Genomic DNA, 12,522 nt, shown 5'->3' on the forward strand with positions numbered 1-12,522 from the left:
AGAGTATGCGCGCGCAAAACGGGCTTGAGCCGTTCGCACATCGTTGTCGCGTTTATTACGAGGACACCGATGCGGGCGGCATCGTGTATTACGTTAATTACCTCAAGTTTATGGAACGGGCTCGAACCGAGCGGCTACGGGAACTGGGCTTTGCCCAATCTGTGCTTGCCGGAGAGGACCTGTTGTTCGTCGTGCATTCCAGCGAAGCGCGCTACCACGCGCCGGCGCGACTGGATGACGAATTGCTGGTAAGCGCTGATGTAATCGAATTGAACCGTGCCAGCCTGCGCTTCAAGCAGCAGGTCAGGCGGGCCACGGATAATGTGCTGCTCTGCGAAGGGCAGTTTTTGGTGGCCTGCGTGCGCACCGACAGTTTGAAACCCCGGGCCCTTCCCGAAGACCTGCGTGCGGCCTTCGCCGACGCGGTCGGCCCGGGTACACACTCAAAGCAGGAGATAAAGCGTGGAAGCTAACGTCGTCGACCATTCCTCCATGTGGAGCCTGGTCAGCAATGCCAGCATCGTGGTGCAGTTGGTAATGTTGACCCTGGTGGCCGCATCGGTGACCTCATGGATCATGATCTTTCAGCGCAGCAACTTGCTGCGTGCCGGTCGACGCGCCCTGGAGAGCTTCGAAGAGCGCTTCTGGTCCGGTATCGACCTTTCCAAACTGTACCGTCAGGCCGGCAGCAACCCTGATCCGGATTCGGGTGTGGAGCAGATCTTCCGTGCCGGCTTCAAGGAATTCTCCCGTCTGCGTCAGCAGCCAGGTGTCGATCCTGAAGCAGTGATGGAAGGTGTCGCCCGTGCGATGCGCGTGGCCATCTCGCGCGAAGAAGAGAAGCTCGAGCAGAGCCTGCCGTTCCTCGCCACCGTCGGTTCGGTCAGCCCGTACATCGGTCTGTTCGGTACCGTGTGGGGGATCATGAACTCCTTCCGCGGTCTGGCCAGCGCTCAGCAAGCGACCCTCGCCACCGTTGCTCCGGGTATCGCCGAAGCCCTGATCGCCACCGCGATCGGCCTGTTCGCTGCGATCCCGGCGGTCATCGCTTACAACCGTTTTGCTGCGCGCAGCGAAACCTTGCTGGGCCGCTACTACACCTTCGCCGATGAATTCCAGGCGATCCTGCACCGCAAAGTGCACACCAGCGAAGAATAAGCAGGTATTTCCCGATGGCTTTAATCGCTCGAGCTCGCAAAAAGCGCAAGCCGGTCGCCGAGATGAACGTGGTGCCCTACATCGACGTGATGTTGGTGCTGCTGGTCATCTTCATGGTGACCGCGCCGATGCTCAATCAGGGCGTGAAAGTTGATCTGCCCAAGGTTTCCAGCGAAGCCTTGCCGCAGGACAACAACACCCAGGTCCTGACCATTTCGATCAAGGCTGACAAGACCTACTACTGGAACCTTGGCAGCGAAGTCGACACCGAGAAGCAACAGGACAGGGCCATGACCCTGCCACAGATGACTGACGCGGTGACCAAGATCATCCGCGCCGGCACCGAGGGCGGCAAACGCACCCAGGTGTTCATTCGTGGCGACAAGACTGTCGACTACGGCGCCGTCATGGGCGCCATGGGCGGGTTGCAGAAAGCCGGGGTCGGTAACGTTGGTCTGATTACCGAGGCCCCCTGATGCAGCAACAGCGAGAGCCGTCCGCCTCGGAAAGCTACTTCTGGCCTACTGTTCTGGCAATCGTCCTGCACGTGCTGGTGTTCGGCATGCTGTTCGTCAGTTTTGCCTTTACGCCCGAACTGCCGCCGGCCAAGCCGATCGTCCAGGCGACTCTGTACCAGCTGAAATCGAAAAGTCAGGCGACCACCCAGACCAATCAGAAGATTGCGGGTGAGGCGAAGAAATCCGCCGCGCGCCAGACCGAAGTCGAACAGATGGAACAGAAAAAGATCGAGCAGGAAGCGGTGAAGGCGGCGGAACAAAAGAAAGAGGAAGCGGCTCAAAAGGCCGAGGAAGCCAAGAAGGCCGACGAGGCGAAGAAAGCGGACGAAGCGAAAAAGGCTGATGAAGCCAAGAAAGCCGACGACGCGAAGAAAGCCGAAGCGAAAAAGGCCGAAGAGAAACAATTGGCTGATATAGCCAAGAAGAAGGCCGAAGACGAAGCGAAGAAGGCTGCTGAGGAAGAGGCGAAGAAAGCCGCTGCCGAAGAAGCCAAGAAGAAGATCGTCGAAGACGCGAAGAAGAAAGCCGCCGAAGACGCCAAGAAGAAAGCTGAAGCTGAAGAGGCGAAGAAGAAAGTCGCCGAAGACGCGAAGAAGAAAGCTGCTGCCGATGCTGCGAAGAAGAAAGCGCAGGAAGCGGCACGCAAATCCGCCGAAGACAAAAAGGCCCAGGCCCTGGCAGATCTGCTTTCCGACACGCCGCAGCGTCAGCAGGCCCTGGCCGATGAGCAGGGTGACGAAGTTGCCGGCAGTTTCGATGACCTGATTCGCGCTCGCGCAGCAGAAGGCTGGGCTCGTCCTCCTTCGGCGCGCAAAGGCATGACGGTCGTGCTGCAAATCGGCATGTTGCCGGACGGTACAGTGACCTCGGTCAGCGTGGCCAAGTCCAGCGGTGACGGTCCGTTCGATGCTTCGGCAGTCGCGGCAGTGAAGAATATTGGACGTTTGACAGAAATGCAGGGAATGAAGCCGAGCGATTTCGCTCCGTATCGTTCATTCAAGATGACATTCACACCTGAGGATCTAGCCTTGTGAGAAACCTTCTTCGAGGAATGCTGGTCGTGATCTGCTGCATGGCAGGGATCGCGGCGGCAGATGAAAAGAACATTCTGGTCACCAGCGGCAGCGATCGGGCTACTCCGATCGCCGTCGTACCGTTCGGCATGCAGGGCGGCGCCGTGCTGCCGGATGACATGGCTGAAATCATTGGCAACGACTTGCGCAACTCGGGCTATTACTCGCCGATTCCGAAAGCCAACATGATCAGCCAGCCAAGCCAGCCGAGCGAAATCATCTTCCGTGACTGGAAGGCGGTGGGTGCTCAGTACATGATGGTCGGCAGCATCGCTCCAGCGGGCGGTCGCCTGCAGGTGCAGTGGGCACTGTTCAACGTCGCCACCGAACAGAAAGTGGCGGACGGCAGTGTCTCCGGCACTACCGACCAGATCCGTGACATGGCGCACTTCATTTCAGATCAGTCTTTCCAGAAGCTGACCGGCATTGAAGGTGCCTTCTCGACGCGTCTGCTTTACGTAACGGCCGAGCGTTTTTCCGAGAAGAACACCCGTTACACCCTGCAACGCTCCGACTATGACGGCGCACGCGCAGTGACTCTGCTGCAATCGCGCGAGCCGATCCTCTCGCCGCGTTTTGCACCGGACGGCAAGCGTATCGCCTACGTGTCGTTCGAGCAGAAGCGTCCGCGTATCTTCATGCAGAACATCGACACCGGTCGCCGTGAGCAGATCACCAACTTCGAAGGCCTCAACGGCGCGCCAGCCTGGTCGCCGGACGGCAATCGCCTGGCATTCGTGCTGTCGAAAGACGGTAACCCGGACATCTACGTAATGAACCTCGGTTCGCGTCAGATCAGCCGCGTAACCAATGGCCAGGGCATCAATACCGAACCGTTCTGGGGCAAGGATGGCTCGACCATCTATTTCACCTCGGACCGTGGCGGCAAGCCGCAAATCTATAAAACCAGCGTCGGTGGCGGTGGTGCCGAGCGTGTGACGTTCGTGGGCAACTACAACGCCAACCCGAAACTTTCGGCTGATGAAAAGACTTTGGTGATGATCCATCGTCAGGATGGCTTCACCAATTTCAAGGTGGCAGCTCAGGATCTGCAGCGGGGTAGTGTAAAGATCCTCACTGATAGCACTCTGGACGAGTCACCTACTGTTGCGCCCAACGGCACCATGGTAATCTACGCCACCCGCCAACAGGGCCGGGGAGTCTTGATGCTCGTGTCCATTAATGGACGCGTGAGGCTCCCGCTTCCTACCGCTCAAGGCGAAGTCAGAGAACCGTCCTGGTCCCCTTACCTGAAGTGAGCGGGCGCTACACGTTTTACTTAACACACTGGGGTTCATTAGGAGTTTCACGATGGAAATGCTGAAGTTTGGTAAATTTGCTGCGCTGGCTCTGGCCATGGCTGTAGCTGTAGGTTGCTCGTCCAAAGGCGGCGACAACGCCGGTGAAGGCGCTGTTGATCCAAACGCTGGTTACGGCGCAAACACTGGTGCCGTTGACGGTTCCCTGAGCGAAGAAGCTGCTCTGCGCGCAATCACCACCTTCTACTTCGAATACGACAGCTCGGACCTGAAGCCAGAAGCCATGCGCGCTCTGGACGTTCACGCCAAAGACCTGAAAGCAAACGGCGCTCGCGTTGTTCTGGAAGGCAACACCGACGAACGTGGTACTCGTGAGTACAACATGGCACTGGGCGAGCGTCGTGCGAAAGCCGTTCAGCGCTACCTGGTACTGCAAGGTGTTTCCCCAGCTCAGCTGGAACTGGTTTCCTACGGCGAAGAGCGTCCAGTTGCTACCGGCAACGACGAGCAGTCCTGGGCCCAGAACCGTCGCGTCGAACTGCGTAAGTAATTCGATATGCGAACGTGCCGTCGTGCTGTAACTGTTCTGGCTCTCAGCCTCGCGCCGCTTGCGGCGTGGGCTGCGGTTCCTGTGGTCGATGACAACTCCGGTTATAACAATAGCGGGAGCAGTTATCCGCCTGCGGGTTACGGTACGAACGGCGCCTATGCCGGGGGAGCGGCTTCGGCCCCTGCCTCGGCACAAGGCATGCTGTTCAACCAATTGCAACAGATGCAGGATCAGATTTCGCGCCAACAGGGCGTGATCGAAGAACTGCAGAATCAGGTTTCGCGCATGAAGCAGGAATCCCTGGAGCGATACCAGGATCTTGATCGGCGCATAGGATCCGGCGTTGCACCAGCCGCGACTCCCGAGAATTCTTCTGCCGGTGGCGATGCAAGTGCTGCTGCCGGTGCTGCCGCAGGCGCGGGTGCTGCTGCGGCAGCCCAGGCACCTGCCGCGGGTAGCGAACCGGCTGATCCGGCCAAGGAAAAGCTGTATTACGATGCCGCTTTCGACCTGATCAAAGCCAAGGATTTCGACAAGGCCAGCCAGGCCTTCGCCGCTTTCCTGCGCAAATACCCCAACAGCCAGTACGCGGGAAACGCTCAGTACTGGTTGGGCGAAGTGAACCTGGCCAAGGGTGATCTACAAGGTGCAGGTCAGGCCTTTGCCAAGGTTTCGCAGCTGTATCCCAAGCACAACAAAGTGCCGGACTCGCTGTACAAGCTGGCTGACGTAGAGCGCCGCCTCGGTCACACCGACAAGGTCAAAGGCATTCTGCAGCAGGTGGTGTCCCAATATCCGGGCACTTCCGCCGCGCAGCTGGCCCAGCGTGATTTACAGCGCATGTAAGCCTGTTCATCCGTGTTTTGAAGAAACCCGCGCTTGTCGCGGGTTTTTTCGTTAGAATTCACGCCCTTTTTCTGAAACACGCTTCTTGTGGTCTACGCGTTGGCGGGATTGCCTGAAGTGCCTGACGGAGGCGGACAGCCTGTTTAGCTGTTACGCCCGTGGCGACTATGCAAGACACATTGAGAATCACCGAAGTTTTCTACTCGTTGCAGGGTGAAACTCGGACTGCCGGGCTGCCCACGGTTTTCGTGCGCCTGACCGGTTGCCCGTTGCGTTGCCAGTACTGCGACAGCGCTTACGCGTTCAGCGGCGGCACCGTCCGCACCCTCGACGACATCCTTGAGCAAGTGGCCGGATATCGTCCGCGCTATGTTTGTGTCACCGGCGGTGAGCCGTTGGCTCAGCCGAACGCCATTCCTTTGCTTGAACGGCTGTGTGACGCCGGCTACGAGGTGTCGCTGGAAACCAGCGGCGCCCTCGACGTATCCGCTGTCGATCCGCGTGTCAGTCGCGTCGTCGATCTGAAAACGCCGGGCTCGAAAGAAGCCCATCGCAACCGTTACGAGAACATCGAACTGCTGACCCGCAACGATCAGGTGAAGTTTGTCATCTGCTCGCGGGAAGACTATGACTGGGCGGTCTCCAAGCTGATCCAGTACGGTCTCGACCAGCGCGCCGGCGAAGTGCTGTTTTCGCCGAGTCACCACGACCTGAATGCTCGGGAACTGGCGGACTGGGTGGTGGCGGACAATCTGCCGGTACGCCTGCAATTGCAGCTGCATAAATATCTTTGGAACGACGAGCCGGGGCGCTGAGATGACTGAACAACTGAACACTACTCAAAAACGTGCGGTCATCCTGTTGTCCGGCGGCCTCGACTCGGCCACCGTCGTGGCGATGGCACGCGCCGAAGGCTACGCCTGCTACACCATGAGCTTCGATTACGGCCAGCGCTCGCATGCCGAATTGCACGCTGCCGCCCGCGTTGCTCGCGATCTGGGTGTAGTCGAGCACAAGGTCATCGGACTGAACCTCAATGGCATGGGCGGCTCGGCGCTGACCGACACCAGCATCGACATTCCGGAAGAGCTGGGCGAAGGCATTCCGGTGACTTACGTGCCGGCGCGTAACACGGTTTTCCTGTCGTTGGCATTGGGTTGGGCCGAAGTGCTCGGCGCGCGCGATATTTTCATCGGCGTCAACGCAGTGGATTATTCCGGCTACCCGGACTGCCGTCCCGAGTTCATCGAGTCGTTCGAGCGCATGGCCAACCTGGCAACCAAGGCCGGCGTGGAAGGCAACGGCTTCCGCATTCAGGCGCCGCTGCAAAATCTCAGCAAGGCGCAGATCGTCCAGGCTGGCGTGAAGCTGGGCGTGGATTATGGCCTGACGGTTTCCTGCTATCAGGCCGACGATGAAGGCCGCGCTTGCGGCAAATGCGACAGCTGCCGCCTGCGTGCGGAAGGCTTCGCGGCAGCTGGTGTGGAGGATCCAACCCCTTATTTTTGATCTTTTTCAAAAAAGGTGTTGAATAGTCCTTAAAAATCAGTATTATACGCGCCACCACACAGCGGGTCGTTAGCTCAGTTGGTAGAGCAGTTGGCTTTTAACCAATTGGTCGTAGGTTCGAATCCCACACGACCCACCATATTTGGCGGTTTAGAAAATCCGGAAGGCCCACGAAAGTGAGGATTTCCGGGTTTTTTTTTGCCTGCAATTCAGGCGTTCGATGTTTCAGCGCGGCCACACCTGACGCAGGTCAGAATCATCTTTTGTATCAACGGGATATTCTGTAGCCTTGCGCAGCTTCAACGCTGTCCCGTGCCTGATGATACTCACTCTCCCGGCGGTACCCTCTAGTGGTCCGGAGCCGGGTGTATACTCGACTTTCGCGCGAATGCGCCTGCAGGTCTTGCGAACATGACGCAGATTTCCGAACGCCTTCTGGTTCAAGCCCACCTCGACGCCAAGCAGCCTAAACCGCTGACGGCAGAAGAGGAGGCTTATTACCGTTCCGCCATCGCCGCCGAGCTCAAGGCTCAGGACGCGGTGCTGGTCGCCCACTTTTATTGCGATCCGGTGATTCAGGCCCTGGCCGAAGAAACCGGCGGCTGTGTTTCCGACTCCCTGGAAATGGCCCGCTTCGGCAACGCCCATCCGGCCAAGACCGTGGTGGTCGCCGGCGTCAAGTTCATGGGCGAGACGGCAAAGATTCTCAACCCGGAAAAGCGCGTGCTGATGCCGACCCTGGAGGCGACCTGCTCGCTGGACCTGGGCTGCCCGGTCGATGAGTTCTCGGCGTTCTGCGACCAGCACCCGGAACGTACCGTGGTGGTGTATGCCAACACTTCCGCCGCCGTGAAGGCTCGGGCTGACTGGGTGGTGACTTCGAGCTGCGCACTGGAGATCGTCGAAAGCCTGATGGACAACGGCGAGACGATCATCTGGGGCCCGGACAAGCACCTGGGCACTTACATTCAGCGCAAGACCGGTGCCGATATGCTGCTTTGGGATGGTGCCTGCATCGTCCACGAAGAGTTCAAGTCCAAGCAGCTCGAGGACATGAAAGCGCTGTACCCGGACGCAGCGATTCTGGTGCATCCGGAGTCGCCGACTTCGGTGATCGAGCTGGCGGACGCCGTCGGTTCTACCAGTCAGTTGATCGCCGCCGCGCAAAGCCTGCCAAACAAGACCCTGATCGTCGCCACCGACCGTGGCATCTTCTACAAGATGCAGCAGCTGTGCCCGGACAAGGTCTTCATCGAAGCGCCTACCGCCGGTAACGGCGCGGCTTGTCGCAGTTGCGCACATTGCCCGTGGATGGCCATGAACACCCTTGAGCGCACGCTCAAGAGCTTGAAGGAAGGCACCAACGAGATCTTTGTCGATCCGGCACTGATTCCTCAGGCGATCCGCCCGCTGAAGCGCATGCTCGACTTCACCCAGGCAGCGCGGATGAAATTGGCTGGTAACGCCTGAGTACCCCTTGTAGAAGTGAGCCCTGTGGTGAGGGGATTTATCCCCGTTGGGTGGCGAAGCCGCCCTAAATCAAACACCGCGGCATATCAGGGATACCGGTGGGCTCCTTTACGACTGCTACGCAGCCGGACGGGGATAAATCCCCTCACCACAGGGGGACTCTTGAGTATGGAAATTATTTGCTCTTCTTCGGGACCCGCACCACACGAGTATCGGAATAAATGTCATGCCAGGTGCGCTTCTGCTTGTCGAACAGCGACCAGAAGAAACCCAGCCCGACACACAACCACGACGCGATCGACACCATAAAGCGCAGCAGCGCCTGCCACAGGCTGATCGCTGTGCCGTTGGCGTTCTGCACGCGGATGCCCCACACCTGCATGCCCAGTGTCTGCCCGCCGTGGGTCCAGAACTTGGCGAAGAAGCCGAACAACACCAACAGCAGCACCGTGGAATACAGTGGATCACCATCGAGCTGGCCGGCATCGGTCATCACCCGCAAACGTTCTTCGCCAATGATTGCGGCCTGGATCAGCTTGTAGATGAATCCGGTGACGATCAGCAGGGCGGTGCACAGCAGGAAGTCGTAGAACATCGCCGCCAGACGACGACCGAGAGCAACGGGAGGAAAGTCCCCTTGCGGCGTGAGCAGGTGTTTCGACATGGCAGCCTCACGGCGTTAATGGAAGCGCCATTTTACGGATAAGCGCGCACAAAAAAGCCCCTGATATCAATATCAGGGGCTTTTTCGTAGCAGAAGATCAGGCTTCTGCTTGTACTTCGTCAGCCTGCATGCCTTTCTGGCCTTGCACGGCAACGAAAGTCACCTTCTGGCCTTCTTTCAGGCTTTTGAAGCCGTTGCCCTGAATGGCGCGGAAATGTACGAACAGATCCGGACCGCTTTCTGGAGTGATAAAACCAAAACCTTTCTCGTCGTTAAACCACTTGACGGTACCGCTCTGACGTGTGGACATTTCTTATTTCCTTTGACGCATAAATTGATGACAGCCCCTTTCACATGAAAGAGTACTGGAGCTGGTTGCAAGGAGTAAGAAGACGTCGAGCGGGATGTAGCTAACTTGTAGGCTACTGCCCAGGTCACGATTCCAAGCTGACCCATGCAAACACAGTGGACAAACTCTACGCCAACTACGGGAGAAAAAACAAGCCCTGGGAAGGCCCCGGTTTTACTGCTCTTCATGGCAGTTCGTCAGCAAACTAGTTCAGTCTTAGACGATTGTCTGGTTCTATTTTCAGCAAGCGTTATAAGCAGCGTTCATATTCGAAACGGATGTTAAAAAACGCACTGTTTTATGGCGATTGCGTTACACATTAGTGCACGTTTAACGCAATCGCGTTACTTATAGAAACAGTCGATCAACCGCGATAGTAGCGTTGTGGAACAAATGGCATTTTGCTTACAAGCATTTGCACCTTTTTCCCACGGACGATGGCCCACACAGGTGTATCGAGCGCGACGTAAGCGGTGTCAAGGTATCCCATCGCCAATGGCCCGCCCAAAGTCGGACCAAAGCCACCGCTGCAGACGCTGCCGATGATCTCGCCGGCCTCGTTGACGATTTCTGCGCCTTCACGCACCGGGGTGCGCTCCTGCGGCAGCAGGCCGACGCGTTTGCGTGCCACGCCATTTTGTTGCTGCGCGAAAATTTGCTCGGCGCCCGGGAAGCCCCCGGCCCGTGCGCCATCGGCGCGGCGTGGCTTGGAGATCGCCCACAGGAGGCTGGCTTCGATCGGCGTGGTTTCGCTGTTCATGTCGTGGCCGTACAGGCACAGGCCGGCTTCCAGACGCAGCGAGTCGCGGGCGCCAAGACCGATGGCCTGGACCTCTGGTTCGGCGAGCAGGGCGCGGGCGAGTTTTTCCGCTTCAGCGGCAGGTACCGAGATTTCGAAACCGTCTTCACCGGTGTAGCCCGAACGGCTGACAAAGCAATCCACGCCGAGCAATGACACACGCTTGAACTGCATGAAAGTCATCTTCGCCACGTCCGGCGCAAGACGCGCCAGCACGGTGACGGCTGCCGGACCTTGCACGGCGAGCAGAGCGCGCTCTTCGAACAGCGCCGTAATGGTGCACTGATCGCCGATGTGTTTTTGCAGATGCGCGAGATCCTGATCCTTGCACGCGGCGTTGACCACCAGGAACAGCTCGTCATTGCCCAGATTGGCAACCATCAGGTCGTCGAGGATGCCGCCGCTTTCGTTGGTGAACATCGCGTAACGCTGCATGCCCACCGGCAGGTCGATGATGTCCACCGGCACCAGGGTTTCCAGGGCTTTGGCCGCATTGGCGCCGGTCAGACGAATCTGGCCCATGTGCGATACGTCGAACAACCCGGCTTGCTCACGGGTGTGCTGGTGTTCTTTCATCACGCCGAGCGGGTATTGCACGGGCATGTCGTAGCCGGCGAAGGGCACCATGCGCGCGCCGAGTTCGAGGTGCAGCGCGTGGAGCGGGGTTTTCGAGAGTTGTTGTTCGGTGGACATGCGTGGCTCCTTTGAAATTCGGTTCAGGTGAAGGGCAAGATCAAGAGCCCCTCACCCCAGCCCTCTCCCGGAGGGAGAGGGGGCTAGTTACGTTCAGCATTCGATAATGTTGACTGCCAGGCCACCGCGGGCGGTTTCCTTGTATTTGCTTTTCATGTCGGCGCCGGTCTGGCGCATGGTGCGGATGACTTTGTCGAGGGAGACGAAATGCTGGCCGTCGCCGCGCATGGCCATGCGCACCGCGTTGATTGCTTTCACCGAGCCCATCGCGTTGCGCTCGATGCACGGCACCTGCACCAGACCGCCGATCGGGTCGCAGGTCAGGCCGAGGTTGTGTTCCATGCCGATTTCAGCGGCGTTCTCGACTTGCTGCACGCTGCCGCCGAGCACTTCGCACAGAGCGCCGGCCGCCATTGAACAGGCCACGCCGACTTCACCCTGACAGCCGACTTCGGCGCCGGAGATCGAAGCGTTTTCCTTGTAGAGAATGCCGATTGCGGCAGCAGTCAGCAGAAAGCGCACGACGCCGTCGTCATTCGCGCCGGGGATAAAACGCATGTAGTAATGCAGCACCGCCGGAATGATGCCCGCCGCGCCGTTGGTGGGAGCGGTGACCACGCGCCCGCCGTTGGCGTTTTCTTCGTTGACCGCCAGTGCATAAAGATTGACCCAGTCGAGCACCGACAGCGGATCGCGCAGGGCGGATTCCGGGTTCTTGCACAATTGCCGATGCAGCGCCGCCGCCCGGCGTTTGACCTTCAAACCACCGGGCAAAATACCTTCGTTACGGCAGCCAGCGGCAACGCAGTCCTGCATCACTTGCCAGATTTTCAGCAGGCCGGCACGGGTTTCGGCTTCCGGGCGCCAGGCGCTCTCGTTGGTCAGCATCACCTGGCTGATCGACAGCCCGTAGGTAGCGCAATGACCGAGCAAGTCCTTGGCGCTTTTGAAGGGGAAGGTCAGTGGCGTGGCGTCTTCGACGATGCGATCGGCGCCGGCCGCATCTTCATCGACAACAAAACCACCGCCGACCGAGTAGTACTCGCGGCTGCGGATTTGAATTCCCGCTGCGTCGAAGGCGCGAAAGATCATGCCGTTGGGGTGGTAGGCCAACGGTTTGCGGATCATCGCCAGGTGTTCTTTCTCGTTGAACGCGATGCTGTGTTCACCGAGCAGATTCAGTCGGCCATTGCCGCGAATCTCTTGCAGCCTCGCGGCGACGGTTTCGGTGTCGACAGTGTCCGGGTGTTCGCCTTCGAGGCCGAGCAGCACGGCTTTGTCGCTGCCGTGACCTTTACCGGTAGCGCCGAGCGAACCGTACAGCTCGACGCGCACGCTGGCGGTGCTGGTCAGCAGGTTTTCACGGCGCAAGCCCTCGGCGAAGCGCGCAGCCGCGCGCATCGGGCCGACGGTGTGGGAACTGGAGGGACCGATGCCAATCTTGAACAGGTCGAACACGCTTAACGACATGAGTGGTTCTCCGGTTTCTTGTTATGGGGATTGGCGCAGTTTTTGAAATCGGTGTAGATCCCTCGTGGGAGCGAGCCTGCTCGCGAAAGCGTCGGACCAGCCACCATTTACGTTGACTGAAATGGCGCCTTCGCGAGCAGGCTCGCTCCCACAGGGGGATCTAG

The 12,522-nt window shown here is 58.8% G+C and carries 14 protein-coding genes and 1 tRNA gene; 11 read left to right on the plus strand and 4 right to left on the minus strand.

The annotated features are described in order from the left end of the window. Positions 1 to 5: 5 nt before the first annotated feature. From ybgC to nadA, 11 genes are all read left to right on the plus strand, one after another. Positions 6 to 473, plus strand: coding sequence for a tol-pal system-associated acyl-CoA thioesterase (ybgC, locus tag KVG85_RS00265; RefSeq protein WP_041479792.1), 468 nt, complete (start codon positions 6 to 8; stop codon positions 471 to 473). Then, positions 463 to 1,158, plus strand: coding sequence for a protein TolQ (tolQ, locus tag KVG85_RS00270; RefSeq protein WP_008080223.1), 696 nt, complete (start codon positions 463 to 465; stop codon positions 1,156 to 1,158). The genes ybgC and tolQ overlap by 11 nt, the downstream gene beginning before the upstream one ends. Positions 1,159 to 1,181: 23 nt before the next feature. Then, a complete protein-coding gene (gene tolR / locus KVG85_RS00275; RefSeq protein WP_160767866.1) occupies positions 1,182 to 1,634 on the plus strand; it encodes a protein TolR in 453 nt (150 codons plus the stop codon). Then, positions 1,634 to 2,710, plus strand: a complete 1,077-nt coding sequence (gene tolA, locus KVG85_RS00280; RefSeq protein WP_217862668.1) for a cell envelope integrity protein TolA — start codon at positions 1,634 to 1,636, stop codon at positions 2,708 to 2,710. Before tolR ends, tolA begins: the two co-directional genes overlap by 1 nt. 17 nt (positions 2,711 to 2,727) lie before the next feature. Further along, positions 2,728 to 4,008 carry a Tol-Pal system beta propeller repeat protein TolB gene (gene tolB / locus KVG85_RS00285; protein WP_016773506.1) on the plus strand — a complete coding sequence of 427 codons (1,281 nt, stop codon included), beginning with the start codon at positions 2,728 to 2,730 and terminating at the stop codon, positions 4,006 to 4,008. A gap of 52 nt (positions 4,009 to 4,060) precedes the next feature. Then, positions 4,061 to 4,558, plus strand: a complete 498-nt coding sequence (pal, locus tag KVG85_RS00290) for a peptidoglycan-associated lipoprotein Pal (protein ID WP_003178634.1) — start codon at positions 4,061 to 4,063, stop codon at positions 4,556 to 4,558. 6 nt (positions 4,559 to 4,564) lie between these two features. After that, entirely contained in the window at positions 4,565 to 5,404 is an 840-nt protein-coding gene (gene ybgF, locus KVG85_RS00295; RefSeq protein WP_024014085.1) for a tol-pal system protein YbgF, read from the plus strand. Between the two features lie 167 nt (positions 5,405 to 5,571). After that, positions 5,572 to 6,219 (plus strand): 7-carboxy-7-deazaguanine synthase QueE, encoded by a 648-nt coding sequence (gene queE, locus KVG85_RS00300; RefSeq protein ID WP_016770671.1) that lies wholly within the window; start codon positions 5,572 to 5,574, stop codon positions 6,217 to 6,219. 1 nt (position 6,220) lies between these two features. Then, complete coding sequence (gene queC / locus KVG85_RS00305; RefSeq protein ID WP_217862670.1) at positions 6,221 to 6,913, plus strand: 7-cyano-7-deazaguanine synthase QueC; 693 nt, start codon at positions 6,221 to 6,223, stop codon at positions 6,911 to 6,913. Positions 6,914 to 6,976: 63 nt separating this feature from the next. Next, positions 6,977 to 7,052, plus strand: a tRNA-Lys gene (locus KVG85_RS00310). A 272-nt stretch (positions 7,053 to 7,324) separates the two neighbouring features. After that, positions 7,325 to 8,383 (plus strand): quinolinate synthase NadA, encoded by a 1,059-nt coding sequence (gene nadA / locus KVG85_RS00315; RefSeq protein ID WP_016773509.1) that lies wholly within the window; start codon positions 7,325 to 7,327, stop codon positions 8,381 to 8,383. A gap of 175 nt (positions 8,384 to 8,558) precedes the next feature. Here nadA and KVG85_RS00320 read toward each other — a convergent pair whose 3' ends face one another. The 4 genes from KVG85_RS00320 to KVG85_RS00335 form a co-directional block, all read right to left on the minus strand. Further along, positions 8,559 to 9,047: an RDD family protein gene (locus KVG85_RS00320; RefSeq protein ID WP_217862672.1), complete on the minus strand. Its 489-nt coding sequence runs from the start codon at positions 9,045 to 9,047 to the stop codon at positions 8,559 to 8,561. A gap of 97 nt (positions 9,048 to 9,144) precedes the next feature. Beyond that, positions 9,145 to 9,357, minus strand: coding sequence for a cold-shock protein (locus KVG85_RS00325; protein WP_003227496.1), 213 nt, complete (start codon positions 9,355 to 9,357; stop codon positions 9,145 to 9,147). Positions 9,358 to 9,760: 403 nt separating this feature from the next. Further along, positions 9,761 to 10,888 carry a glycine cleavage system aminomethyltransferase GcvT gene (gene gcvT, locus KVG85_RS00330; RefSeq protein WP_217862674.1) on the minus strand — a complete coding sequence of 376 codons (1,128 nt, stop codon included), beginning with the start codon at positions 10,886 to 10,888 and terminating at the stop codon, positions 9,761 to 9,763. A gap of 93 nt (positions 10,889 to 10,981) precedes the next feature. After that, positions 10,982 to 12,358, minus strand: coding sequence for an L-serine ammonia-lyase (locus KVG85_RS00335; protein WP_016773512.1), 1,377 nt, complete (start codon positions 12,356 to 12,358; stop codon positions 10,982 to 10,984). Positions 12,359 to 12,522 lie beyond the last annotated feature (164 nt).

Source organism: Pseudomonas triticicola, from assembly GCF_019145375.1.
Taxonomy (GTDB): Bacteria; Pseudomonadota; Gammaproteobacteria; order Pseudomonadales; family Pseudomonadaceae; genus Aquipseudomonas; species Aquipseudomonas triticicola.

What these genes read in the sequence shown, in the direction of transcription:
- nadA (WP_016773509.1), top strand. Translation starts at nt 7,325, where the DNA reads ATGACGCAGATTTCCGAACGCCTTCTGGTTCAAGCCCACCTCGACGCC.
- KVG85_RS00325 (WP_003227496.1), bottom strand. Translation starts at nt 9,357, where the DNA reads ATGTCCACACGTCAGAGCGGTACCGTCAAGTGGTTTAACGACGAGAAA.
- tolA (WP_217862668.1), top strand. Translation starts at nt 1,634, where the DNA reads ATGCAGCAACAGCGAGAGCCGTCCGCCTCGGAAAGCTACTTCTGGCCT.
- gcvT (WP_217862674.1), bottom strand. Translation starts at nt 10,888, where the DNA reads ATGTCCACCGAACAACAACTCTCGAAAACCCCGCTCCACGCGCTGCAC.
- ybgF (WP_024014085.1), top strand. Translation starts at nt 4,565, where the DNA reads ATGCGAACGTGCCGTCGTGCTGTAACTGTTCTGGCTCTCAGCCTCGCG.
- KVG85_RS00320 (WP_217862672.1), bottom strand. Translation starts at nt 9,047, where the DNA reads ATGTCGAAACACCTGCTCACGCCGCAAGGGGACTTTCCTCCCGTTGCT.
- ybgC (WP_041479792.1), top strand. Translation starts at nt 6, where the DNA reads ATGCGCGCGCAAAACGGGCTTGAGCCGTTCGCACATCGTTGTCGCGTT.
- KVG85_RS00335 (WP_016773512.1), bottom strand. Translation starts at nt 12,358, where the DNA reads ATGTCGTTAAGCGTGTTCGACCTGTTCAAGATTGGCATCGGTCCCTCC.
- queE (WP_016770671.1), top strand. Translation starts at nt 5,572, where the DNA reads ATGCAAGACACATTGAGAATCACCGAAGTTTTCTACTCGTTGCAGGGT.
- pal (WP_003178634.1), top strand. Translation starts at nt 4,061, where the DNA reads ATGGAAATGCTGAAGTTTGGTAAATTTGCTGCGCTGGCTCTGGCCATG.
- queC (WP_217862670.1), top strand. Translation starts at nt 6,221, where the DNA reads ATGACTGAACAACTGAACACTACTCAAAAACGTGCGGTCATCCTGTTG.
- tolB (WP_016773506.1), top strand. Translation starts at nt 2,728, where the DNA reads ATGCTGGTCGTGATCTGCTGCATGGCAGGGATCGCGGCGGCAGATGAA.